The following is a 21,719-nucleotide window of genomic DNA, read 5'->3' as shown; positions in this document are numbered from 1 at the left end:
GATTTCCCATCAGTTCAGGCGGTATCAGGTCCCAAGTTCCCGGCAGGAAATTATGTAGCCTGTTGGTCATGAGAAATACGGGTTCAACCATTTCTTCAAAACAAGGACGATTTCAATGATAATGCCCTTTTTAAAGGAACTGTACAATCAGACCGGCGGAAACATGGAACAACAGGTGTCCATGTATGACGTGGGCAGGGCCATTGGTCTGGACAAGGCAGACGCCGGTGCCACCGCCGAAGAGATAATGATCCAGGGACTGGCCGAGCTCAAGACCCTTTCCGGCGGTATTGCCATCACCAACCGGGGTTGGAGGAGCTTGGCATCACCAAAACAGTCAATATCCCTGAAAACACCGGCCTTTCTTTGGGAGACGGACCGGTTCTTGAAGAATCTGAAAAAAAAGGCATTGCCGATCTGCTTGTTGAAATCAGACTTGCCACGGCACAGAACAACGTGGAATACACACTGCTGGAGGAGATTGTTTTCGATATAAAGACTCTGGAGATCCAGCTTCTCTCTCCCCGTCCCAAGACTGCAGTGGCCCGTGAAGTCCTTCTGTCTCTTCAGGAACTGATGGAAAAATCAGGCAGAACTGAATTGTCCGAAATACTGAAAACAGTCCGAAAATGAGGCTCCCCACATGAAAACCATTGGATTGCTCGGAGGTATGAGCTGGGAAAGCACTACCCACTATTACGCACTGCTCAACGAGGGTATTAACCAGAGACTGGGTGGCCTCCATTCTGCGGAAATTGTCATGGAAAGTGTGAATTTCGAACCCGTTGAACAATTGATGCGAAAAGAAAAATGGCGACAGATAGCCACTCTTCTGGCGCAAGCGGGAAGGAGAGTAGAACAGGGAGGCGCCGAATGTCTCCTTGTATGTACGAATACCATGCATAAGGTTGCACCAGCCATTCAAGAAGCCATTTCGATCCCGTTATTACATATTGCCGACGCCACTGCCAGAGCGATTCAAAAGGATCATCTCCAGACAATCGGCCTTCTGGGCACACAATTCACCATGGAAGAGGATTTTTACAGGGGAAGACTCGCCAGTACATTTGGACTGGATATCATAATTCCCTCGGAAACTGAGAGAAAAGAAATCCACAGGATCATATTTGAAGAACTCTGTCGTGGTAAGATTGTGGAAGAATCAAAGGTTCGATATCAGGAAATTATAGGTGGCATGCAGCACCGGGGAGCGGAAGGGGTTATTGCCGGTTGTACCGAAATCGGTATGCTCATCAGCCCAGAAGACCTGAGCCTGCCGTTCTATGACACAACACGCATCCATGTGGAAAGGGGTATCGAGTTTGCTCTCAACGGGAAATAACCCGCATTTCTCATCAGTTCAGGCGGCGTCAGCTTCAAAGTTTTCTGCAGAAGATGGCGCCGACTGGACTGACCTTGGGATAACACCACGCAGAGACCAGCTGAAGAGGAGAGAGAAAAACTTCAACTGGTCTCTGCCCGGCTCCGGTCCTACAATTGAACGACGTCAATTTTCACAGCAAAAATCGCTCCTCCCCTCATTACCCCCGTAACCAGAACGTTTTTCCCCACCAGTTCCTCCAGGTCTGCTCCCCTGAGAAGAAACGTTCCCCTGTTGGTCGTAATTGCTATCCCTTCATCGGTCTTCAGAACCAGTCCGGAAAACATACTTCTTTCATGGATGATTATCTGGCTGAGAGACCTTCCCATTTCCGGATATGCCGTCGGCACAACCTTCTGGGCTATGGCGGAATGCAAGACAAGCAACAATGACAAGAGACTGGCAACTGTAATTTTCTTGATCATCTTTACTCCCCCCGATGCGGACAACAGAGAACAATCAGATACTCTGCCGGTAAAACGACTCAACTCAAAGTTGAAGTCATTAAAATTATTGCAATTGCCATGCCAGCTTTTTTTTGCGTTAATCCACAAATGGTTATCATTTTTCCTCTTTTAATCCCTGACTGTTTTCTGCTCATTTCCCAGGGAAAAGTGCAATTATTGCACTTTTTCCTGCCTGGTTTTTTCAACGGAAATATTTCAGATCCCGGTAAAAGAACTCTTTTCAACAGATACGGTAGTTTTAAAATTTCTCTTCCATGATTAGAATGAATGACATGTGGCATACCCTTTGCTACAATCTGCAGATTGATCTATTCTTCTGATGAAGATGAGTCGAAGTGCAGAATGCTTCCGGCAGAATACAGACACGGTGAGTTTATGAGATCCAGATATGGAATTACCCAGAAATTGTCACTCATTTTCTTTCTGTTTTTTCTTATCTTTTCCGGAACGGTGTACCTGCTTCTTTTCAACGTCCAGCATATGGTGCAAACCACTGAAAATATAGTTGAAAAGAATAACAGAATTGACCAGCTGACTGAAATACTTCTTTCAAGCCTGCTGGACATGGAGGCTAACCACAAGAAACTGAAACTGCTGAAAAAAGAAAAATACTCCCAATTTTTTGAAGAGGCAAAGGCCAACTTTGAATCAGCCCTCCAGCAGGCAATGGCACTTCAGGCTCCTGGAACCAAAACCGGGAGAATCTGGGAAGACTTTATTTACAGCTATTTTCGGCATAAAAGTGGATTATGGGACCAGAAATCCAAGCCACCCCCAGGTCTGAAATTCGTATCCGACCAGGTTGTCACCAGGTGGATTGATCGGATAACCCGGATAAAAAGACAGAACCAGAGAGAAATTGACCTGGCCCTTCTCGATCTGAATGAACAGAGCAGAAAAAGTGCCAGAAATGGGCTTTATGGTTTCTGCGTTTCAATAATAGTAGGTGTTCTCGGTCTTTTCTTTATTTCGAGATCTATCTTCACTCCCCTGAAAACATTGACGGAGGAGCTCAAACGACTCTCCTTTGACAAAGTCTACAAACCTATTTCCCTCAAGGGGGGAAATGAGTTTCAGGAACTTGCCGACGCATATAATGATATGAGCCGCCAGCTCTATGAGGAGGAAAATATCCGTAACGAATTTATCGCAAGCCTCAGCCATGAAATACGAACCCCACTGTCTTCAATCCATGAATCGGTCAATATGATTATCGAGGAAGTTTTTGGCCCGATGAATCCCAAGCAGCTCAAATTTTTAAAAATCGCCAGCATTGAAATCGAAAGAATAAAACGGTTGCTGAATCATCTGCTCAATGTTTCCGTGCTGGAGGCCGATCCGACCACCAAAAATTTTACCCTGCTCGACTGCAGAAAACTCATCCACAGTGGGTTTTATTCTTTTGCTTCTCTGGCGGAAAAAAAGAAAATCAACCTCTCCATTCAGGCAGCCGTGGAGATACCTCCCCTGTATGGAGTCAGGGAAGAACTACAGCAGGTATTTGTCAATATTATCGGCAATGCAATCAAATATTCCCCTGAAAACAGCGCGGTCACGGTTACAGTCAAACGCGTGAAAAAAATGATTCATTTTGATGTCTCAGACAATGGCCCCGGTATTCCTGAAGAAGAAATGTCTCTTATTTTCACCAGGTATTACAGAACGGCAAACGTCAGAAACCATCAGGACGGAGTAGGTCTCGGGCTCTCCATCTCGAGAAAAATCGTTGCTGACTACGGTGGAACCCTCAGCGTTAAAAATAACGATAAAGCGGGATGCACCTTTACTTTTACACTGCCCTTAAAGCGGAAATCTTAAATTTATTATTGTACTTTCAGGAGGTTACAATCAATGAAGTTTTCCCCCGGACGAACAGTACAGTTATCCAGGCTCTTCCTTGTTCTCTTCATAATTCAACTCCTTGGCGGTTGTCATACACTGCCGATCACAAATCTTGTACAAAAAGACAAAAAACAGACCGTCACCAAAGCGGAGATCCTCTTTCTAAACGGAAACTTCAAAGATGCTCAAGATGAATATGAAAAATTACTTGCCACTGCTTCGACCGCCCAGGAATACCAGATTGCCCTGTATGGCCTTGCCTGCAGTCAATTGATTCAGGCCACAAATGATACAGAACTGCTTAAAGCCATTGGCAACCTGCAGAAATGGGATGCCCTGAAGGGAGGAGAAGCGTTCGTTGAAAACTACCATATGCTGATTCTTGCATTGAAACAGCAGGGTGAACTTATCCGGAAGAAAAACACTATCCAGGCCCTCCATGATAAAAATAAAAATATACTTATCAGGAGTCAGAAAAAGAAAATTTCCCAAATGGCCACCATTGTGAAAAAACTCCAGAATCAGATTGAAGAACTGGAAAAAATTGACCAAACGTTTCAGGAAAAGAGAAAACCGTTATGAATGACCTCAAGCACGTCCTTATAGTTGATGACGATACTAATATTCTCGAAGTACTTGACGCACGACTCACCGCGTCAGGCTTTATTGTTTTTCAGGCTACCAATGGCTTTTCCGCCCTCAATCTTCTCGAAAAACAGAAAATTGATATCCTCGTATCGGACATGAAAATGCCGGAAATGAGCGGAATGGATCTTCTTACCGAAACCAGCAGACTGCATCCTCAACTGCCTATAATATTTCTAACGGCCTACGGAACCATTCCCGATGCGGTCAAGGCCGTCAGGGCCGGAGCAATTGATTATATCGCCAAACCGTTTGACGGTAAGGAGCTTGTCAAAAAAATCAACACCATCCTCTCTATTTCCCCGGCCGCACGGGAAAGCAATAATGATGAAAGCCTTGATTTTGTCTGGGGGAGGAGCAAAGTTATGGCAGAACTCAAGGAACTGGTGGAAAAAGTGGCCTCCAGTAATGCAAATGTTCTGATCCTCGGGGAAAGTGGGGTCGGTAAGGAATGTATTGCAAAACTGCTCCATACCCTCAGCCCCCGAAAAGATAAGCCCTACATGGTTGTCGACTGCGGTTCAACTCCTCCCGGCATTCTCGAAAGTGAACTGTTCGGTCATCTCAAAGGTTCTTTTACCCATGCTATTCAGGACAAAAAGGGACTCATCGAGGCGGCACACGGGGGGAGTCTGTTTCTCGATGAGATTGGCAATATTTCCGCCGAAATGCAGAGCCGCCTTCTGCGGTTCCTGGAAGAGAGAAAAATCCGTCAGGTTGGTGCCATCAAGGAAAAAGAGATTGACTGCCGGGTTATTGCCGCAACCAATGCCGACCTTCAGGAAGCCATAGAGCAGGGAGAATTCAGAAGTGACCTCTACTATCGCCTGAAGGTAGTGACGATTCAGATACCTCCCCTTCGTGACAGACGTGAAGATATTCCGGAGCTGGTATATCACTTTCTCGACAACTCTGTACGGAGCAATAACCTGCAGGATATTGAGCTACCCGATTCAACCCTTTCATGGCTTACCGGGCTCCCCTGGAAAGGCAATGTAAGGGAACTGAGAAACTCCCTGGAAACAGCCATTATTCTTTGTAAAAACAATACAATAACACCTGAAGACTTCCAACTTGAAATCATTTCTGAAAAGGATGGAGATAAAAACAGCCAGCACGGATCAGCGTTTTCCATAAAGCAAAGCGAGAAAGAAGCCATTATCCGGGCCCTGAAACAGACGGGAGGAGTCAAAAAAGATGCTGCCGAACTCCTGGGTATCAGCCGCAGGGCAATTCAATACAAGTCAAAAAAATACAATATTGATGCCTCAAAATTCAAAAACCAACGTAAGTGATCAGGGGCACCGTATTCTCGGCAAAAAAAAATCCCCAATGGGCCAAAAGCCTGCTGGAGATTCATACATAATCTTTTTAACTTTTTACCAGGATTTTTCAGTTTACAGCAACACCTTTTCCAGCTTTTCCCATACCGGTTATGCCGTAACTGATCACAGGGCATGCAACCTCGTTGTATCAATCATTGTATTTGTAACAGGTTACAGGGTGCCGGAGATTTTCGCAAGCAGCCCGGCGCAGCGTATTGGTCATACGTAAGCCGGGCTGATCGTGGAAAGATTCGGTACCCTGTGACCTGTTACGTTATGCCTGCCATCCTGAAGAGTGGGAAACCGTACCATCCCTGGTAATAACAAAACACTCACAGTGAGGCTGACCGTTGATAAAATGGACACCGGCCTTCGGTTCCAGAACAAAAACCGAAGTTGACAGCGCATCAGCGTCCATTACAGTTGGTGCCATCACGGTAACACTTGTTGAGAGCTGTGGAGACAGCCCCGTGCGACTGTCAATTATGTGGTGGAAGAGCTTTTCCCTGTCATAATATATTTCATAGTTACCGGAGGTCGCGATTGCACCGTCTTTCATGGTGATAATATCGGGATACTCTTTTGTTTTATTGGGGTCCTGCACAGCGACAGTCCAGGGACGGCCCTTTGCGGCAGTACCACTTGTGCGGATATCTCCTCCGGCATTGATCAGATGGTTGCCTATTCCATTTTTCCGCAGCACATCCGATGCTCTGTCTACAATATAGCCCTTGGCAATCCCATCGAGGGTAATGGACATATCGCTGTCGGTAAACTCAATAGTACCGGAGTGGAACCTCAGTTTTTCAGTTCCCACCAGTTTCAGCGCCGCTTCTATCTGAGTGCTGTCCGGAATCTTGCCTTCGGCAAAATCCTTCTTATACAGGTCAATCAACGGATTGACAGTGATATCAAATGCGCCTCCGGTCTCCCGATGAAAATAGAGTGAACGGGCAACCAACTCAAGAACCTCCTCCGGCGCGCCTTCCAGCTTGCCGACTCTGTTCAGCTGGCCTATTGGAGAATCTGCATCAAATTTCGTCAGGAGGCTGTTCAGCCGGTCAATTTCCTCAAAAGCTAAACCAATCGCATGTTCAGCCTCATCCCTTGAGGGGTGAATGGCTGTCATGGCAACAAAAGTACCCATGGCAAGACGGGTTTTAGTCACCTTGTACTCTTTTTTATTGAAAAGAAACGCTTCCGCACTCTCAGCCGGCAGTAAAGCAGCGGATGCGGCCCCGAGGCCGAGAAGGCCGGAAAGTTTCAAAAACGATCTTCTTTTCTGATCAATTTGAGTCTCTGTCTTTTTCATATCAGTTTCCACTCTTAAAGTATGCGAAAATCAACTGCAGAAAAGATTGGCGCAGTGGGGATTTTCATTGCTTTGCGTTTTGGTTGTTTTGTGTTTTCCCTGGCACAGGACCTTTTCCTTCAGCCCGCCATTTTCAGACCATCGTCCATATTTCTGGAAATTGCCTGAGGCCCTTCATAATGCCTGAAAATATCACGGGGGCATTTGGTAACACAGGCAGTTTCACATGACTCCCCATATTCTATACATGCCTTATGGTCAATCGTGATAAGACTGTCCACATAAGTTACCGCATCAGCCGGACAAGCCTTCACACACATCTTACACCCAATGCAGCCCACCTGACAAACCTGTTTTACATTTTTCCCGAGATCCCTGGTTGAACAGGGAACAAAAACCCGCGCCTTCAGGGTCTGCAGTTCAATAATGTTTTTCGGACAGGTCTTGACACAGACACCACAACTAACACATTTGTCAGGATTCACCACCGGAAAATTTTCCACCATTTCAATGGCATCAAATGGACATGCTTCAGCACATTCTCCAAGACCAATGCAGGCATAATTACACGCTGACGGGCCACCGAAAGAAAGATTTGCCGCAGTACACGAGGCAAAACCATAGTATTCATGTTTGTGACTGACACGTCCCTCAATCCTGGAACAGCGAACTACGGCAATCTGATCTTCAACCGCCACCAGTTTTTTGCCGGTCAGTTCCGCCACCCGCTGGGCGACTTTTTCTTTTCCAGGGAAACAGAGATTAGGAGGAACGTCGGGGTCATTGACCACTGCAATGGCATAGCCCTCACAACCGGGATAACCGCAACCACCACACTGGGCGAGCGGCAGGGATTCAACGACCTCTTCGATGAGCGGATTAACTTCCACCGCAAATTTATGTGCGGCAATGGCCAGCCCTATGCCAAAAAAGAGCCCGATACAACCAAGCAGAACCAGACCGCCTAACGCTATTTTAATTAATGCCGGATCCATAATCAAATTTTCTCACTTTAAGTCCAATAATTACCCGTCCGGAGGACGGATCAAAATATCTGCAGTCCGGAAAAACCTAAGAATGCCATGGCAAACTGTCCAGCCACAATAAAGGCAATAGGCAATCCTTTGAAAGTTGGCGGTATATTGGCAAGCTGCATACGCTCACTGACTGAACTCATTAAATAGAGTGCCAGCAGAAAACCACCCCCCGCTCCCAGGGACAGCATAAGTGTTTCCAGAATATTATAATTGTTATTGGCCAGAATAAGAGGTACGGCAATAATAACGCAGTTGGCAATAACAAGAACCAGGTACACTCCAAAGGAGTTGAACAGAATAGGATTAACCTTTCTGAGAATAGTATCGACCGCCTGAACGGTCAGGGAAACAAGGCCGATAAAAACGAGAATCTGCAGAAAATTCAAATTAAACGGTACCAGGATAAACTGGTAGAAAAACCAGCTCATGACTGCAGAAGCTACCATCACCAGGGTAAAAACGACACCCATTCCCTTGGCTGTACTCTTCCGTTTTGATGTTCCGAAAAACACACAGAGACCAAGATATTTGGTGAACACAAAATTGTTGATGAGCAGTGCTGAAATAAGGATGGAAAAAAGGTAACCGAAATAGGATTTGCTCACCTTGAAACTTACCACATCTTTCCCTGGAATACCGGAAATAGTGACAACATGAGTCTTAACCATATTCAGGGGTTCCTGAAAGTAAAGGGAAACCGACTTGCCATCCGGACCCGGCGTTGCCGATTCCACCGTCAATCTGATATCAGGGTCCGGCTCTTCAAATACGGTGTACCTGGATGTATCCTCCAGAATTGCCTTATCAACCGGCACTGAAAAAGAGACGGTTATCTCGTTGTCATCCCCAAAACTCTGCCCGGCTATAAAATCGGCACTCCGGGCCAGCATCGGCATGAGCATGAAAACCAGGGTGGCCAATATAAAAAAATGTTTTTTTACTGAAATCATTATTTTAACCCTTTTGATCGTTTGTAATAGATTTCAATCCAGTTAAAAAAGGCCATCATCAAGCCGACCACGAAAAAACCGGCACTGGGAAGGATGAAAAAGAGCAACGGTTTAAAACCAAGTACATCATAACCGAGAATAGCACCGGACCCGAGCAGTTCTCTCACAAAACCGATCACAACCATGCCCACCATAAAACCGACCCCCATGCCGAGACCATCCCAGAACGAATCCGAGACACTCTCTTTGCAGGCAAACATCTCAAGGCGCATGGTAATAATGGCAAAAGCCACAATCAGTTTTACAAAAATACCCATTTTGGCATACGCTTCCGGCAGGGTTGCCGCCAGTACCAGATCAATGACCGTCACCCAGGTGGCGATGGTCAGGGTATAGGTGGGAATCCTGATTCTCGGATGAATTACGTTTTTAAAGAGTGAGATGGTCACACTGGAAAAAACCTGCACAAAGAGTACAGCAATCCCCAGCATTATCCCGTTCATTACAGTGGTTGAGATTCCCACGGCAGGACACATGGACAGTGCCAGCCGAAAAATAGGATTCTCACTGAGAATACCATTTGCAACAAGCTGCATACTTGATTTATCGTTTGCCACGTCGTTTTCCTCTCTAATCTTTTGCTCTAACCCACATTTCTCATCAGTTCAGGCGGCGTCAGCTTCGAAGTTTTCAATAGTAAATAATAGTGACCTATATTTACTGTTGAAATATTGCAGAAGATGGCGTCGCCTGGGCTGACCTTGGGTGAACATTGTGTAAATTTGTTCGATTACTGATAGTTGGCTCATTATTTGTAATCTACACCTATTCTCAAAATTGACACAATGTTCATGAAAAATACGGGCTAAAAGGGCACATCCAGCTGCTGTTCCTTCAACACTTTATCCAGAATACCCACCCGGTAGGCAAATTTCCGGACGATAGCCTTGACTCCATTGCTCACAGATCTTGAAGAGATGGTTGCACCGGTAAGGGCATATATATCCTTATCCTGATACTTTTCGCGGATCTTCATAATCTCATCCTGCCCCACCTTCCCTTCCAGGGCGGCCCGGTATTCATCGGGCAGGGGTTCCTTGACTACGCCTATTTTTTTCAGCACTTCAAAGGGTTTCCCCATAAACTGATTCTTGAAGTAATCTTGCTCGATTTCGGCACCGAGACCCGGGTCTTCTTCATGTTCGAGGATCTCCATGCCCAGCATGCCGAATCGAGGGTCGAGAGCCAGCATGACACTGATAAAGGTTTTAAACCCCGGAAACCTGCCACTGAGCAGATAAGCTATTCTCTTGCCGTTATCGGTCACGATAATAGTCTGATCTGCAAAACGCACATCAAAACCTGTGCCAGCCGTACCTGCCACAGCCCTGTTTCTGGTCTCTGCTTCAAGGGCTTCAGCTTCGCTCAGTTCCACCTTCTCTGTACCGAGGACCCGCCCGTCAAGATCAATATTCACATAATAAAAACCACCTTCTCCGTCATGTCCTGCAGGAACCAGATAGGCGATTGACTGCTTTCCCTGCCCTGAAATAATATAGCGGTATAACTCATGCATGGAGACAGAAGCGGGCACAGTCATGCCGGCCTTGTAGCCGAGCAATTCATACATCACCTGCTGTTCCTTGACATGCTCATTGTGCTTTTTGGCATTACTGGTGAAGATAAAAGTCAGCCCGATAACAGTTGCGGCAAGGAGACAGGAGACAGTCAGCCGCATGACAATTGTCATTATATCTTTCATTCTGCACCTCCCTGGGGTGGAGCAAAACGTTTCGGTTTAAACCAACCGTCCAGTACTGTGCTCAAAGGGTTCATCAGAAGAATAGCATAACATATTCCCTCAGGATAACCGCCTTTCTGACGAATCAGAACTGTCAGACCACCGATACATATTCCGAAAATCACCTGGGCTGTTTTCGTGGTGGGAGAAGTCACATAATCTGTTGCCATATAAATTGAGCCGAGAATAGCACCACCGGTCACCAGGGCAAGCAACGGGTCTCCACTGAAATACGTCTCTCCTCCGAAAATCCAGGTCAGAAGGGCAATAGTCCCCAGGATTGAAACCGGAATATGATACGTTATATACTTTTTATAGAGCAGATAACCTCCACCAAGCATCAGGAGAAATCCGGAAGTTTCACCGATACAACCTGGACGCCATCCAAGGAAAAAACTGGAATAAAGAGACGAGCCAGACCCAAATGCCTCGGTAAAAGCTGCCATACCATGTTCTTTCATCACCGCCAGCGGTGTTGCTGTGGAAACGGCATCAATTGGAACCCCCAGGTATGAAAAAACAGCCATGTCATGGATTGGAGGCAGCCAGGCAGAAGTCATGGCGACCGGGAACGAGGCCAGTAAAAACGCACGTCCGAGCAGTGCCGGATTAAAAAAGTTATAGCCGATGCCACCCAGAAGATGCTTGCCGATATAAATGGCAAAAACTGCCGCCAGAATCGGCAGGAGCGGCGAAACTCCGGGTGGGATGACGAAGGCGAGAAGCATTCCGGTCAACACTGCGCTTCCATCCTTGATGGTCACCCTTCTTCCCAGCGCCTTCTGGCTTACAACTTCCACAATGACGCAACTGACAACAGAGACAGCCGTTATGAAAAGCGTTTGAATACCGAAAACAAAGAGTGACAGAATCAGTGGCGGCACAAGGCAGGCCACAACAGTCCACATAATTTTTTCTACCGATTCACTGCTCCTGAGATGGGGCGATACTGAAACCTTCCATAGCCCCATCATTGCAGCAGGCCGGTCTTCTGACGCTTGCTGTTTGATGACGATTCTCCTTCAACCTCAAATTTAATGCATTACCGAACCGTGTGGCTTGCCCATCCGGTTCTCCCGGGCAGAAACTCTCTGTTTTTCTCCCCTGCCTACGTTCTCTTCGCCTTCATCTTTGCCAGGCGGATAAACTGCACCAATGGCCGCTTCGCGGGACAGACATAGGCACAGGAGCCACATTCAAAACAGTCAAAGACACCAAACGGCTCCGTATCCTCTGCCCGGTTAGCCTCCACATAAATGCCGATTTCCTTCGGTTCGAGTCCCATGGGACAGGCATCAAGACACCAGCCGCACCTGATACACTGGGAGTGAGGTCTGGTATCAATCTCATCTTCTCTCAGAAACAGAATAGCGGAACTCGTTTTCGTTATGGGAATATCAAGACTTGATACAGCAAAACCCATCATGGGTCCTCCCATGATAATCTTTGTCAGTCCGGGTTCCAGTCCGCCGAGGTAATCAACAATATCCTTGATTTTCGTACCAACTTTGACAAGGAGATTTGCCTGCCTGTGAATGCCTTTTCCGGCAATGGTCACAACCTTTTCATAGAGCGGTTTCCCGTATGCGACGGCATCATAAATGGCCTTGGCCGTGGAGACATTCTGAACAACCACACCAACTGCCGAAGGCAGGGCCATTGAGGGCACCTTTCTGCCGGTAATGGCCTCGATCAACTGCTTCTCCGATCCCTGGGGATACTTGACCTGAAGCGTCCTCACCCTGATGGAGCAATCCCCTGAGGAGGCCGCCTCTGCTGCCTCGTTCATAACCTGAATAGCATCGGGTTTATTTGCCTCAATTCCGATATGACATTCAGTAATACCCAGAATCTTCAGAATAATCTTCGCACCTTCAACTACACCTTCAGCATGTTCCAGCATCTGGCGATGGTCGGATGTGATATATGGCTCGCACTCCGCCCCGTTGAGTAAAAGGACATCAACAGGAGAATTCGGCGGAGGACTCAATTTCACATGGGTTGGGAATCCTGCCCCTCCAACTCCTATAATCCCCGCGTCATGTACTTTTTTCAGCAGTTCTTTTCCACTGAGCCCCTGGTAATCCTGCAGTTCATATTTTTTTGGTTCCGCTTCATGATTCACAGAAACAGTAATTGAAGGCACACTCACGCGCATGGGGTGTGCTGACATGCCGATGGCCTTCACCTTGCCGGTCACCGGAGAATGCAGTGGAACACCCAGTCCCTTTTTTACCTCTCCAATCAGACCGGCCTCTTCTACATCCTCCCGCCTGGCCACTGTTGGTGTACAGGGTGCACCGATATGTTGACCCAGAACGATCTCAAGTTCGTCCGGTATCGGCATCTCCTCAATGGCCAGTCCCGAAGTCTGTTCTTTGAATTCCTGCGGATGTGTACCGCCTTTCGAAAATGTCAGCATAGGTTCTGTATTTGATTTTTCTCTGGTTATTCGAAAACCCCACAGCAAATAATCTTTTTGTCGCAGTCGGGATTTTCATTGCTTGTTGCGGCTGAATGAATTTCATGCTTCGTTTCGGCCGACTCTGCCTCTGACGGCAGCACCAGCCTGGCTGACTTTGTGAATTTACAAAATCATGGCAAAACTAGCACACTGTTCATGAGAAATACGGATTAAGTCAATCCTGCATAATATTTCATGAACTGAATCCGTTCAAATACCGCCGGGTCATCCACCTCTTTATAACTGAGTCTGCCCCTGAAATCGTCCAGGGAATTAAAGGATTTTTCCTCCATCCAGTTTTCAAGTCCTTCCAGCATTTTACTGATCTGACCGGCTCCGTTGTTATACAGTGTCGAAACAATCTGAACTGCTGCCGCTCCGGCAAGAAGCTGTTTAACCAACCCCTCATGATCATGAACCCCCGTGGAAGCAGCAAGGTCTTTTTCTATTCTTCCCGACATAAGCGCTATCCAGCGCAGGGAAGTACTGATTTCATCCGGACTGCTCAATACGTTTGAAGATTTCAGCGAAATCTGATCAATGTCAATATCCGGCCTATAAAACCGGTTAAAAAGCACCAGGCCTGAAACCTTGTCATGCCAGCTCAACTTAGCAATAAAATTGGCAAGAGATGCTGAAAAATGGCTGATTTTCAGTGCGGTCGGCAGGGCAACTTTCTCTCCCACCCTGTCAATAATTTCAAAGAACCGCTTTTCACTTGCCTCACTGGTCAGTCTCAGGTCACTGGGCAGCAATGAAATATTCAACTCCAGAGCATCAGCCCCCGCTTCTTCCATTTGCCCCGCAAAGGCTACCCATTCATCTCCGGAAATACAGTGAACCGATCCTATAACGGGAATATCAACCGCCTTTTTCGCATCATGAATCAGATCGAGATATTCCTGGATTTCACTGGAGCGGGTATATTCCCTGACATAATCGGCAGCCCCCGGGTAATCAGTGTTATAGCTGTCGAGATTACTGGAAAATTCCGCCTGTATCTGCTCCTCGAAGAGAGATTTCAGAACAACAGCAGCAGCACCATTGTCCGCCAGCTCTTTTATCTTGTCGACAGAACGAGTCAATCCACAACTACCGACTATAACTGGATTCTTCAATTCCAGTCCAAGATACTTTGTTGAAAGATTCTTCATATCGTCTGATCCACTCTCCTATGAATGATTAAGATAATAGCTCAAATATAAAAATGTTCGTGTTGTGCACTTTGTGCGCTCACTAAACAAACTAGACCTGCCAACAAGACGATTGACCAAAAATGAATAGCTGAATTTATCCCTACAATCAAGAACTTTTTTTCTAAAAAAAGGAATAACCTACTCATGTTTATAGCAAACAACGGGCACACCGTCCTCCTGCCGGGTTTAATGCGTCGATTTCCTTCACACATTTCAGACACAAAATAGAAAATCAACTATTTGTGCAAATTCATGTTTATGAATCTTTTTTTATGAACATATACCCCCTTCCACCTTTTCAAAACTACTTTACCTTTTACTTAACAGTTTTGTCCAGTCCGGTTTTCCTCCCGGTTCAGAGAAAAGCCATTCGAATCTCTTCTTCCCATCGATTCTTACCTTCCAATATATCGGCAGGCCTTTCCAAACACCACTATATTTTGTATTGACAAAAGAAAAACCCCCTATATATTGACATAACGTGTTTCGGTACACCTGCAGTCAGGTGTTAAAAGAGGGAACCAGGTGAGAATCCAGGACTGTCCCGCAGCGGTAATTGAAAACGACCACCATCATCAGGCACTGGGAATACCCCGGGAAGCGATGGTCAGTAGGCCGGCACGGCAACTCAGCTGCCGTGCATTTGTTCATAAGTCCGAAAACCTGCCGAAATATCTTACACAACCATTACAACCTTCGAGGAAAGGAGTAATTCATGTCTCTAGCAATCCATGCGAAATCCCGCTCTGCGGTCTTTACAGCTATCAAAAAACGTAATAACCAGCTTGTACCTTTCGAAACACAAAAAATTACCACAGCCATTGCCAAAGCCGGTAAGGCAACCGGTGAATTTGACGAAATTGAAGCAAAACGAATGACTATCCGCGTTCTCAATCTCGCCCATAATTTTTTCTCTCACCAGATTCCCGAAGTTGAGGAAATCCAGGATCTGGTGGAGGAAGTTCTTATTTCCTCACCTTATAAGAAAACAGCGAAAGCCTATATCCTCTACCGCGACCGGCAGGCCCGCCTCAGGGAAATGGTGGAACAGGCGGATATACAGCTCATAGACAATTACCTTGACCGCCTCGACTGGCAGGTTGAAGAAAATTCGAACATGGCCTACTCTCTCCAGGGCCTCAATAATTATATTGCCAATGAGACCAGCAAAACCTACTGGCTTAATCGAATCTATCCTCCGGAAGTAAAAAAAGCCCATGAAGAAGGGGATATCCATATTCACGACCTGGGACTGCTCTCCGTCTACTGTGTGGGCTGGGATCTGCAGGACCTGCTTCGTTGCGGTTTTCGTGGCGTACCCGGCAAGGCCGAATCGGCACCTGCCAGACATTTTCGCAGTGCGCTGGGCCAGATTGTTAATTTTTTCTATACCCTGCAGGGTGAAGCAGCCGGTGCCCAGGCATTTTCCTCCTTTGACACCTTGCTAGCTCCATTTGTCAGGGAAGATAATCTCTCCGACAGAGAGGTCAGGCAGGCCATCCAGGAGTTTATCTTTAATCTCAATGTACCGACACGGGTCGGTTTCCAGACGCCGTTTACCAATCTTACCATGGATCTGCAACCGCCCTCGACCCTCCGGGATCAGCAGGTTATCATCGGAGGAGAATACAGGAAAAACACCTATGGCGAATACCGGAAAGAAATGAGTATGATCAACAAGGCCTTTCTGGAAATCATGGCTGAGGGGGACGCAAAATCACGGGTTTTCACCTTTCCCATTCCCACGTATAACATTGTTGACGATTTTGACTGGGAGAACACAAGCCTTGATCGACTCTGGGAAGTAACCGCCCGCTACGGCATTCCCTATTTTGCCAATTTTATCAACTCTGATCTCTCGGCTGACGATGCCCGCTCAATGTGCTGCCGGCTTCGCCTTGACACCAGGCAGCTGAAAAAAAGAGGCGGCGGACTGTTCGGCGCCAACCCCCTGACCGGTTCCATCGGTGTGGTCACCATTAACCTGGCTGCCCTTGGCTGCAGTTGCCGTGATAAGGATTCTTTTTTTTCGGAACTTGCCCGGAAAATGAACATCGCCCGCACGAGCCTTGAACTCAAACGAAAAGTTCTGGAACGTTATACCGCCAAAGGCCTCTATCCTTATACCAGGTACTATCTGAGGGATGTGGAAAAACGATTCAGGAAATACTGGGAGAACCATTTTTCCACTATCGGAATTATCGGTGCCAACGAGGCCTGCCTCAACCTGCTTGGTGTTAGCATCGGAGAAGAAACCGGTCGGATGTTCGGTATGGAAATTCTTGATTTCATGCGGGACAGGCTCCAGAAATTCCAGGAAGAAACGGGCAACCTGTATAATCTTGAGGCCACGCCGGCGGAGGGAACCGGTTTCAGACTGGCAAAACTGGATGCCAAAAGATTCCCGAAAATGACCAACAGTCTCTTTAACGGGGCCGAAGCCACAGTTCCGATCTACACTAATTCCACTCAACTTCCTGTCAACTACAGCGAGGATATCTTTGAAATACTCGACCTGCAGGACACACTGCAGCAAAAGTATACTGGCGGAACAGTTCAACACGTCTTTCTCGGGGAAGCGACCCCCGATCCAAATGCGGTCAAAGCCTTTGTCAAAACAGTCTGTGAAAATTATCGACTTCCCTATTTTACTGTAACACCGTCTTTTTCCATTTGCCCCGAACATGGCTATTTACTTGGAGAACAGGAAGAATGTGAGCAGTGTGGCGCAAGAACGGAAGTATATTCCAGGGTCGTTGGCTACCTGCGTCCTGTCCAGCAATGGAACGAAGGCAAGCGGGCAGAATTTAAAAAGAGAAACCATTACAAAATTGCCTGAAACCATGATCATCGGTGCTCTCCAGCGATTTACCCTCAGTGACTTTCCGGAAAAACCGGCGGCTATCATTTTCTTCCAGGGTTGTAATTTCCGCTGTCCATTCTGCCATAACGGTTCTCTTCTGCCCATGCGACCGGAATCTCCACCGGTTCCGGTCGCTGATATTATGAATTTCCTGGAGAAAAAAAGGGGCAGACTCGGCGGAGTAGTTCTCAGCGGAGGAGAACCGACCCTGCAGAATAATCTTGAGAAGTTCATTGAACGTATCAAATCAATGAACTACGCCGTAAAACTTGATACAAACGGTTCCAGACCTGAAATCATTGCAAAACTGATTCAAAACAATCTCCTGGACTATATAGCCATGGACATCAAGGCTCCCCCGGGAAAATATGCAACCCTGTGCGGGACCGAAATAGACTATTCGGCAATAAGACATTCAATCAAAATCATATCGGCAGGTAATGTACCTCACCATTTCAGGACAACATTTGTCCCTTCTCTACTCTCCAGAGACGATCTGAAAAATATCCGTTCTTCTCTTCCTGCCAATACCTTGTACACTGTACAACAGTTCAGAAAAGAAAATGCTCTTGTCAGCGGACTCTAACCCGCCTTTCTCATGCGGGCTGAATCCAGGCATGGGAGAACTTTTAACAGATCAACTCATTCTATTGACATGAAAAAAACAACATTCTATTCACTTGTTTTCTCCTGCAGCCTGTTCTTTACGGGCCTCTTCTTTTCAGTCAGTATTGCTGACCTGTCGGCATCTCCCCGTTCAGCTGCAAAACAGCTGACGATTATAGGAACAGGTGACCTGCAGGGCCGTCTTGACCCGGTCCGGGAATTTGTCCCTGGCATGGCTTCCCGAAAAACAGCTGTTACCGGAGGAATCAGCCGAATCGCAACACTGATTAAACAGATCCGCCAGGAAACCCAAAACCCGGTCATTGTCCTTTCATCCGGAGATGATCTGATGGGTAGATATTTTCACCAGTTCAAGGGAAAAGCAATTTTCACACTGATGGAAATGGCAGGGTATGATATCCTTGGTCTTGGGAATCACGACTTTGACGGAGGCCCTGGTGTACTGGCGGAAGCACTTGAATCCGTATCCATGATCGCACTCTGCTCGGATCTGCAGGTTGAGGGGACCGTCATGGAAAAAAGCTGTAGTCCATACCTGATACGAAACTACCAGGGAATCCGTATAGGATTCTTTTCCCTGATGACCAGAAATTTTCCTGTTATAACGTCAACTGGTAAAATAAAACTCAGCATCGACAGGAAGAATACAGCTCGGAAAATGGTCAGTCTGCTGCGGAAAAAGGGAGCCCGGATTATCATAGCCGTAACCCATACCGGTAACCGGGAAGATCATAAGCTGGCCGGGGAAACAACCGGAATTGATATTATTTTCGGAGGACATTCCCACGACTACACTGCTACCGTGGAACAAACAGGTGACACCCTGATTGTCAACGGGGGAGAAAAAGGTATGGCCCTGGTCAGGCTTGACGTGAACCTGGACAGTTCCGGCCATATTATCCCTGACTCTGCCAAATATACTCTTCTTCCGGTTTCAGCATCAATTGCGCCGGAAAAACGGGTTGCAGACACATTAAAGCATTACAGGGATCAACTTCCCAAAGCGGCAATCATCGGAAACACGCTCAAAAACTGGGATCTGACAAAAACAGCTCTGCGCACCGGGGAATCCCCTGTTGCCGACCTTGTAACTGACACCATCCGAACCCGCTTCAACGCCGATATCGTCCTCTTTAACAGTGGCGCTTTCCGGGGAAACACCAGCTATCCTGCCGGACCGGTGACAGATACAATGATTGCCGAAATTGACGAATTTGAAAATGATATTATTCTTTTGACAATCAAGGGAAAACATCTTCTGCAGATCCTTGAAACTTCTGCAGGAAAACTCGGAACCGGTGGGTTTCTCCAGGTCTCCGGCATACGTCTGTCTATCTCACCGGCATCCCCCGCAAACGCAGATTCCTCAAGAATCAAAAGTATAAAAACAGTTGACCCAGATGGTTCCCTTCATCCCCTGGACCCCGAACGCGACTACCTCCTGGCAACCAACGATTTTCTCGCACTTCATGGTGGAGACGGTTATGGTCAGTTCAGACAGTATGGTCATGATATCCGCAATACCTACTCAACCATGGGGTCAATCATGATAGACAGGTTTCTCCGGGAACAGACCGTCAGCCCGGCAAAACCTGATGGAAGAATCACTATTCTGCGGTCAAAGAGTCAGTTTAACCTGCACCATGATTCTTAAAAATACCATACGGTTTTACTCAGTGAACAGGCCTGTGATTCACGTTCTGCTGGGTGCGTTTCTTATCAGTTTTTCTGCCGTCTGGGTAAAACTTGCGGAGGTTCCGCCAGCAACATCCGGACTGTACCGTGTTTTTTTCGGTTTTCTTATTCTCTTTCCTGTTACCTTCTGGAGAAGGGAGATACACAAAATTTCCGAACCAAAACTCCGCCTGATTTTTTTCTGTGGCCTTGTTTTCGGGCTTGACCTTCTTTTCTGGCATCAATCCATTCTCTATATCGGTCCGGGACTGGCCACAATCATCAGTAATTTCCAGGTGTTTCTTCTGGCAATCTACGGGATTGTATTTTTAAAGGAAAAAATCAGGCTTCACTTTCTCCTCTCCATTCCGACCGCCTTTCTTGGTCTGTTTCTTGTGGTCGGAGTCAACTGGAATCAGTTAAGCGCCAATTATAAAATTGGAATTTTTTTCGGTCTTCTGACAGCACTCTGCTATGTGGCCTTCCTGATAAGCCTGCGAAAAATCCAGCAGGATAACAACAGAACTTCATTTTTCTTCACTTTGATGCTGATTTCATTCTTCAGTACCCTCTGCATGGGGCTGGAAATGAACCTTCAGGGAAAAACCTTTATTATTCCCGACAGCAGAAATCTTTTTTTCCTGCTGATGCTTGCCCTCTTCAGCCAGGTTATCGGCTGGATCCTGATCACAAACGCCATTTCCCTGATCCGTGCTTCTCTCACCGGTTTCATCCTTCTCCTGCAGCCGACTCTTTCCTTTTTATGGGATGTCATCTTCTTTTCCAGGCCGACCGACTTCCTCAACTGGTTGGGAATCATTATCACTCTTTCTGCAATCTACATGGGTGTACATCGCCCAGAAGAGACCGCACCCTTGCAATCCTCCCGGAAAAGCTTATTATTGCCAGACCGGGAAAACCCGGAAAGATGAAGATAACAGGTGAGAACAATGAAAATTGCAGACTACAAGGACAGTCCTGTCCATAAATTTGACAACGAAACGGTGAAGGGCGTTACAGGGCGTGTGGTGATCGGCAAAGAAGATTGTGCCGACAACTTCTGCATGCGTGTGTTTACCCTGGAACCTGGTGGTTTCACGCCGAGGCACTCCCACGACTGGGAACATGAAATATTCGTCCACTCGGGAAAGGGAAAAGTCTTCCAGAAGGGTGAATGGCGCGATATCCAGAGTGGTACCGTGGTATTTATTCCCGGCGGAGAAGAACACCAGTTCATGAACGGGGGCGGGGAGGATTTTGTTTTTGTCTGCCTTATTCCATCCGGAGTAGATGAAATTTAAATCCTCATTATCACTGGCAATGCTGTGCCGGAAAATATAACGGATCTCCGGCACAGATGAATTCTATTTTCTATAATCGAGCAGCTTCTCCTTCAAGCTTGAAGTAACCGGCTCTTTACCAAGCCAGATTTTCAACAGAGCATCATTGAAATCTCTGCCCTTTATTCGTCCCTTGTCCTTCCCGGCAATAGTTACAGCTGTACCCTGTCCCGGCACGAAGTCCAGAACAATGATGTCATTTTTTTTCACATCAGTAAAAAAAGAATTAAACTGGTTGATCCTTACCCGCAGATTCTCCAATTCCGTTTTCGTGCAGTTTGCTTCAAATCCCTCGTTCCAGCCGTCGACAAGTTTTTCCTTTCCGACTTCACTGTAAAGAAAATGCATGACCATTCTTTTTTCACCATCAGCTGCCAGAACCTCCCGGGCAACAGCTGACGGATGTTCCATATAGAGTTCAGCAATATAAATATTAAAGAAAAACTTTGTTCGAACTCCTGCACCATTGAGTTGCAAAGTTTTCCCTCCTGCCCCCTGCAGAGTTTCCGCCACGTTGACCCCTTCAATCTCCCTGGCGCAGACTGGTAAGGCCATCAACAATACACAACCGATAATTAATGCTCGCATGGTTCTCCTCCCTGGAAAATGCGGATTTGACTCATTACCTCATACCTGAAAACACAATACATTGTTATTACGAATACGTAAACGTTAACTTTTGTTCGTATCCTGCCCGACATGGCTATACTCAATGACTCCTCAATAACAAGGAGGAGGTCCGGCTGGAGCAAAACAACCTTCAGTGGCGAAGTTTCCTGAAAAATATTGTAAAAT

The 21,719-nt window shown here is 46.7% G+C and carries 21 protein-coding genes and 1 riboswitch; of the genes, 10 read left to right on the top strand and 11 right to left on the bottom strand.

From position 1 onward, the window contains the following. The first annotated feature begins 309 nt into the window (after positions 1–309). Together LO777_RS18515 and LO777_RS18510 are read left to right on the top strand one after the other, a co-directional pair. Positions 310–633, top strand: coding sequence for a hypothetical protein (locus LO777_RS18515; RefSeq protein WP_228855307.1), 324 nt, complete (start codon positions 310–312; stop codon positions 631–633). Between the two features lie 10 nt (positions 634–643). After that, entirely contained in the window at positions 644–1,342 is a 699-nt protein-coding gene (locus tag LO777_RS18510; protein ID WP_228855306.1) for an aspartate/glutamate racemase family protein, read from the top strand. Between the two features lie 149 nt (positions 1,343–1,491). Here LO777_RS18510 and LO777_RS18505 read toward each other — a convergent pair whose 3' ends face one another. Both LO777_RS18505 and LO777_RS18500 read right to left on the bottom strand, forming a co-directional pair. After that, a complete protein-coding gene (locus LO777_RS18505; RefSeq protein WP_228855305.1) occupies positions 1,492–1,806 on the bottom strand; it encodes a hypothetical protein in 315 nt (104 codons plus the stop codon). 59 nt (positions 1,807–1,865) lie between these two features. Next, positions 1,866–2,129, bottom strand: a complete 264-nt coding sequence (locus LO777_RS18500; protein WP_228855304.1) for a hypothetical protein — start codon at positions 2,127–2,129, stop codon at positions 1,866–1,868. A 94-nt stretch (positions 2,130–2,223) separates the two neighbouring features. Between LO777_RS18500 and LO777_RS18495 the strand changes: the two genes are divergently transcribed. From LO777_RS18495 to LO777_RS18485, 3 genes are read left to right on the top strand one after another with little or no spacing between them, the layout of a single operon-like run. Then, positions 2,224–3,666, top strand: a complete 1,443-nt coding sequence (locus tag LO777_RS18495; protein WP_228855303.1) for a sensor histidine kinase — start codon at positions 2,224–2,226, stop codon at positions 3,664–3,666. Between the two features lie 33 nt (positions 3,667–3,699). After that, positions 3,700–4,272: an outer membrane protein assembly factor BamD gene (locus LO777_RS18490; RefSeq protein ID WP_228855302.1), complete on the top strand. Its 573-nt coding sequence runs from the start codon at positions 3,700–3,702 to the stop codon at positions 4,270–4,272. Next, positions 4,269–5,630, top strand: a complete 1,362-nt coding sequence (locus LO777_RS18485; protein ID WP_228855301.1) for a sigma-54-dependent transcriptional regulator — start codon at positions 4,269–4,271, stop codon at positions 5,628–5,630. The genes LO777_RS18490 and LO777_RS18485 overlap by 4 nt, the downstream gene beginning before the upstream one ends. A gap of 304 nt (positions 5,631–5,934) precedes the next feature. Here LO777_RS18485 and LO777_RS18480 read toward each other — a convergent pair whose 3' ends face one another. From LO777_RS18480 to LO777_RS18445, 8 genes are all read right to left on the bottom strand, one after another. Further along, complete coding sequence (locus LO777_RS18480; RefSeq protein WP_228855300.1) at positions 5,935–6,972, bottom strand: FAD:protein FMN transferase; 1,038 nt, start codon at positions 6,970–6,972, stop codon at positions 5,935–5,937. Positions 6,973–7,091: 119 nt separating this feature from the next. Then, complete coding sequence (rnfB, locus tag LO777_RS18475; protein WP_228855299.1) at positions 7,092–7,967, bottom strand: RnfABCDGE type electron transport complex subunit B; 876 nt, start codon at positions 7,965–7,967, stop codon at positions 7,092–7,094. A gap of 50 nt (positions 7,968–8,017) precedes the next feature. Next, a complete protein-coding gene (locus LO777_RS18470; protein ID WP_228855298.1) occupies positions 8,018–8,959 on the bottom strand; it encodes an electron transport complex protein RnfA in 942 nt (313 codons plus the stop codon). Continuing rightward, positions 8,959–9,576, bottom strand: a complete 618-nt coding sequence (rsxE, locus tag LO777_RS18465) for an electron transport complex subunit RsxE (protein WP_228855297.1) — start codon at positions 9,574–9,576, stop codon at positions 8,959–8,961. The genes LO777_RS18470 and rsxE overlap by 1 nt, the downstream gene beginning before the upstream one ends. A 248-nt stretch (positions 9,577–9,824) precedes the next feature. Next, positions 9,825–10,721, bottom strand: a complete 897-nt coding sequence (locus tag LO777_RS18460; protein WP_228855296.1) for an FMN-binding protein — start codon at positions 10,719–10,721, stop codon at positions 9,825–9,827. After that, on the bottom strand, positions 10,718–11,731 hold the full coding sequence (locus LO777_RS18455) for an RnfABCDGE type electron transport complex subunit D (RefSeq protein ID WP_268907586.1): 1,014 nt from the start codon (positions 11,729–11,731) through the stop codon (positions 10,718–10,720). Before LO777_RS18455 ends, LO777_RS18460 begins: the two co-directional genes overlap by 4 nt. Positions 11,732–11,868: 137 nt before the next feature. Beyond that, positions 11,869–13,182, bottom strand: a complete 1,314-nt coding sequence (rsxC, locus tag LO777_RS18450) for an electron transport complex subunit RsxC (protein WP_228855294.1) — start codon at positions 13,180–13,182, stop codon at positions 11,869–11,871. 212 nt (positions 13,183–13,394) lie between these two features. After that, positions 13,395–14,378 carry a dihydroorotate dehydrogenase-like protein gene (locus LO777_RS18445; protein ID WP_228855293.1) on the bottom strand — a complete coding sequence of 328 codons (984 nt, stop codon included), beginning with the start codon at positions 14,376–14,378 and terminating at the stop codon, positions 13,395–13,397. Positions 14,379–14,890: 512 nt separating this feature from the next. Beyond that, a riboswitch (cobalamin riboswitch) is annotated at positions 14,891–15,105 on the top strand. A 30-nt stretch (positions 15,106–15,135) separates the two neighbouring features. Between LO777_RS18445 and LO777_RS18440 the strand changes: the two genes are divergently transcribed. The 5 genes from LO777_RS18440 (at position 15,136) to LO777_RS18420 (ending at position 20,885) form a co-directional block, all read left to right on the top strand. Beyond that, positions 15,136–17,259 carry a ribonucleoside triphosphate reductase gene (locus tag LO777_RS18440; protein WP_228855292.1) on the top strand — a complete coding sequence of 708 codons (2,124 nt, stop codon included), beginning with the start codon at positions 15,136–15,138 and terminating at the stop codon, positions 17,257–17,259. Between the two features lie 4 nt (positions 17,260–17,263). Further along, positions 17,264–17,869 carry an anaerobic ribonucleoside-triphosphate reductase activating protein gene (locus tag LO777_RS18435; protein ID WP_228855291.1) on the top strand — a complete coding sequence of 202 codons (606 nt, stop codon included), beginning with the start codon at positions 17,264–17,266 and terminating at the stop codon, positions 17,867–17,869. A 69-nt stretch (positions 17,870–17,938) separates the two neighbouring features. Next, the gene (locus LO777_RS18430) at positions 17,939–19,564 is read left to right on the top strand and encodes a bifunctional metallophosphatase/5'-nucleotidase (protein WP_228855290.1); all 1,626 of its coding nucleotides are present in this window, start codon (positions 17,939–17,941) and stop codon (positions 19,562–19,564) included. A gap of 22 nt (positions 19,565–19,586) precedes the next feature. After that, a complete protein-coding gene (locus tag LO777_RS18425) occupies positions 19,587–20,516 on the top strand; it encodes a DMT family transporter (protein WP_228855289.1) in 930 nt (309 codons plus the stop codon). Between the two features lie 18 nt (positions 20,517–20,534). Then, positions 20,535–20,885, top strand: a complete 351-nt coding sequence (locus LO777_RS18420) for a cupin domain-containing protein (RefSeq protein ID WP_228855288.1) — start codon at positions 20,535–20,537, stop codon at positions 20,883–20,885. A gap of 63 nt (positions 20,886–20,948) precedes the next feature. On the opposite strand, the gene LO777_RS18415 is transcribed toward LO777_RS18420, so the two are convergent. Beyond that, positions 20,949–21,512 carry a chalcone isomerase family protein gene (locus tag LO777_RS18415; RefSeq protein ID WP_228855287.1) on the bottom strand — a complete coding sequence of 188 codons (564 nt, stop codon included), beginning with the start codon at positions 21,510–21,512 and terminating at the stop codon, positions 20,949–20,951. Positions 21,513–21,719 lie beyond the last annotated feature (207 nt).

Origin of the sequence: Desulfomarina profundi (genome assembly GCF_019703855.1) — a bacterium.
Lineage (GTDB): Bacteria > Desulfobacterota > Desulfobulbia > Desulfobulbales > Desulfocapsaceae > Desulfomarina > Desulfomarina profundi.
This window is presented reverse-complemented; position numbering and strand designations above follow the sequence as displayed.

What these genes read in the sequence shown, in the direction of transcription:
- LO777_RS18430 (WP_228855290.1), top strand. Translation starts at nt 17,939, where the DNA reads ATGAAAAAAACAACATTCTATTCACTTGTTTTCTCCTGCAGCCTGTTC.
- LO777_RS18495 (WP_228855303.1), top strand. Translation starts at nt 2,224, where the DNA reads ATGAGATCCAGATATGGAATTACCCAGAAATTGTCACTCATTTTCTTT.
- LO777_RS18420 (WP_228855288.1), top strand. Translation starts at nt 20,535, where the DNA reads ATGAAAATTGCAGACTACAAGGACAGTCCTGTCCATAAATTTGACAAC.
- LO777_RS18480 (WP_228855300.1), bottom strand. Translation starts at nt 6,972, where the DNA reads ATGAAAAAGACAGAGACTCAAATTGATCAGAAAAGAAGATCGTTTTTG.
- LO777_RS18500 (WP_228855304.1), bottom strand. Translation starts at nt 2,129, where the DNA reads ATGCCACATGTCATTCATTCTAATCATGGAAGAGAAATTTTAAAACTA.
- LO777_RS18435 (WP_228855291.1), top strand. Translation starts at nt 17,264, where the DNA reads ATGATCATCGGTGCTCTCCAGCGATTTACCCTCAGTGACTTTCCGGAA.
- LO777_RS18510 (WP_228855306.1), top strand. Translation starts at nt 644, where the DNA reads ATGAAAACCATTGGATTGCTCGGAGGTATGAGCTGGGAAAGCACTACC.
- LO777_RS18460 (WP_228855296.1), bottom strand. Translation starts at nt 10,721, where the DNA reads ATGAAAGATATAATGACAATTGTCATGCGGCTGACTGTCTCCTGTCTC.
- LO777_RS18485 (WP_228855301.1), top strand. Translation starts at nt 4,269, where the DNA reads ATGAATGACCTCAAGCACGTCCTTATAGTTGATGACGATACTAATATT.
- LO777_RS18440 (WP_228855292.1), top strand. Translation starts at nt 15,136, where the DNA reads ATGTCTCTAGCAATCCATGCGAAATCCCGCTCTGCGGTCTTTACAGCT.
- rsxC (WP_228855294.1), bottom strand. Translation starts at nt 13,182, where the DNA reads ATGCTGACATTTTCGAAAGGCGGTACACATCCGCAGGAATTCAAAGAA.
- LO777_RS18470 (WP_228855298.1), bottom strand. Translation starts at nt 8,959, where the DNA reads ATGATTTCAGTAAAAAAACATTTTTTTATATTGGCCACCCTGGTTTTC.
- LO777_RS18415 (WP_228855287.1), bottom strand. Translation starts at nt 21,512, where the DNA reads ATGCGAGCATTAATTATCGGTTGTGTATTGTTGATGGCCTTACCAGTC.
- LO777_RS18505 (WP_228855305.1), bottom strand. Translation starts at nt 1,806, where the DNA reads ATGATCAAGAAAATTACAGTTGCCAGTCTCTTGTCATTGTTGCTTGTC.
- LO777_RS18445 (WP_228855293.1), bottom strand. Translation starts at nt 14,378, where the DNA reads ATGAAGAATCTTTCAACAAAGTATCTTGGACTGGAATTGAAGAATCCA.
- LO777_RS18455 (WP_268907586.1), bottom strand. Translation starts at nt 11,731, where the DNA reads ATGGGGCTATGGAAGGTTTCAGTATCGCCCCATCTCAGGAGCAGTGAA.
- LO777_RS18490 (WP_228855302.1), top strand. Translation starts at nt 3,700, where the DNA reads ATGAAGTTTTCCCCCGGACGAACAGTACAGTTATCCAGGCTCTTCCTT.
- rnfB (WP_228855299.1), bottom strand. Translation starts at nt 7,967, where the DNA reads ATGGATCCGGCATTAATTAAAATAGCGTTAGGCGGTCTGGTTCTGCTT.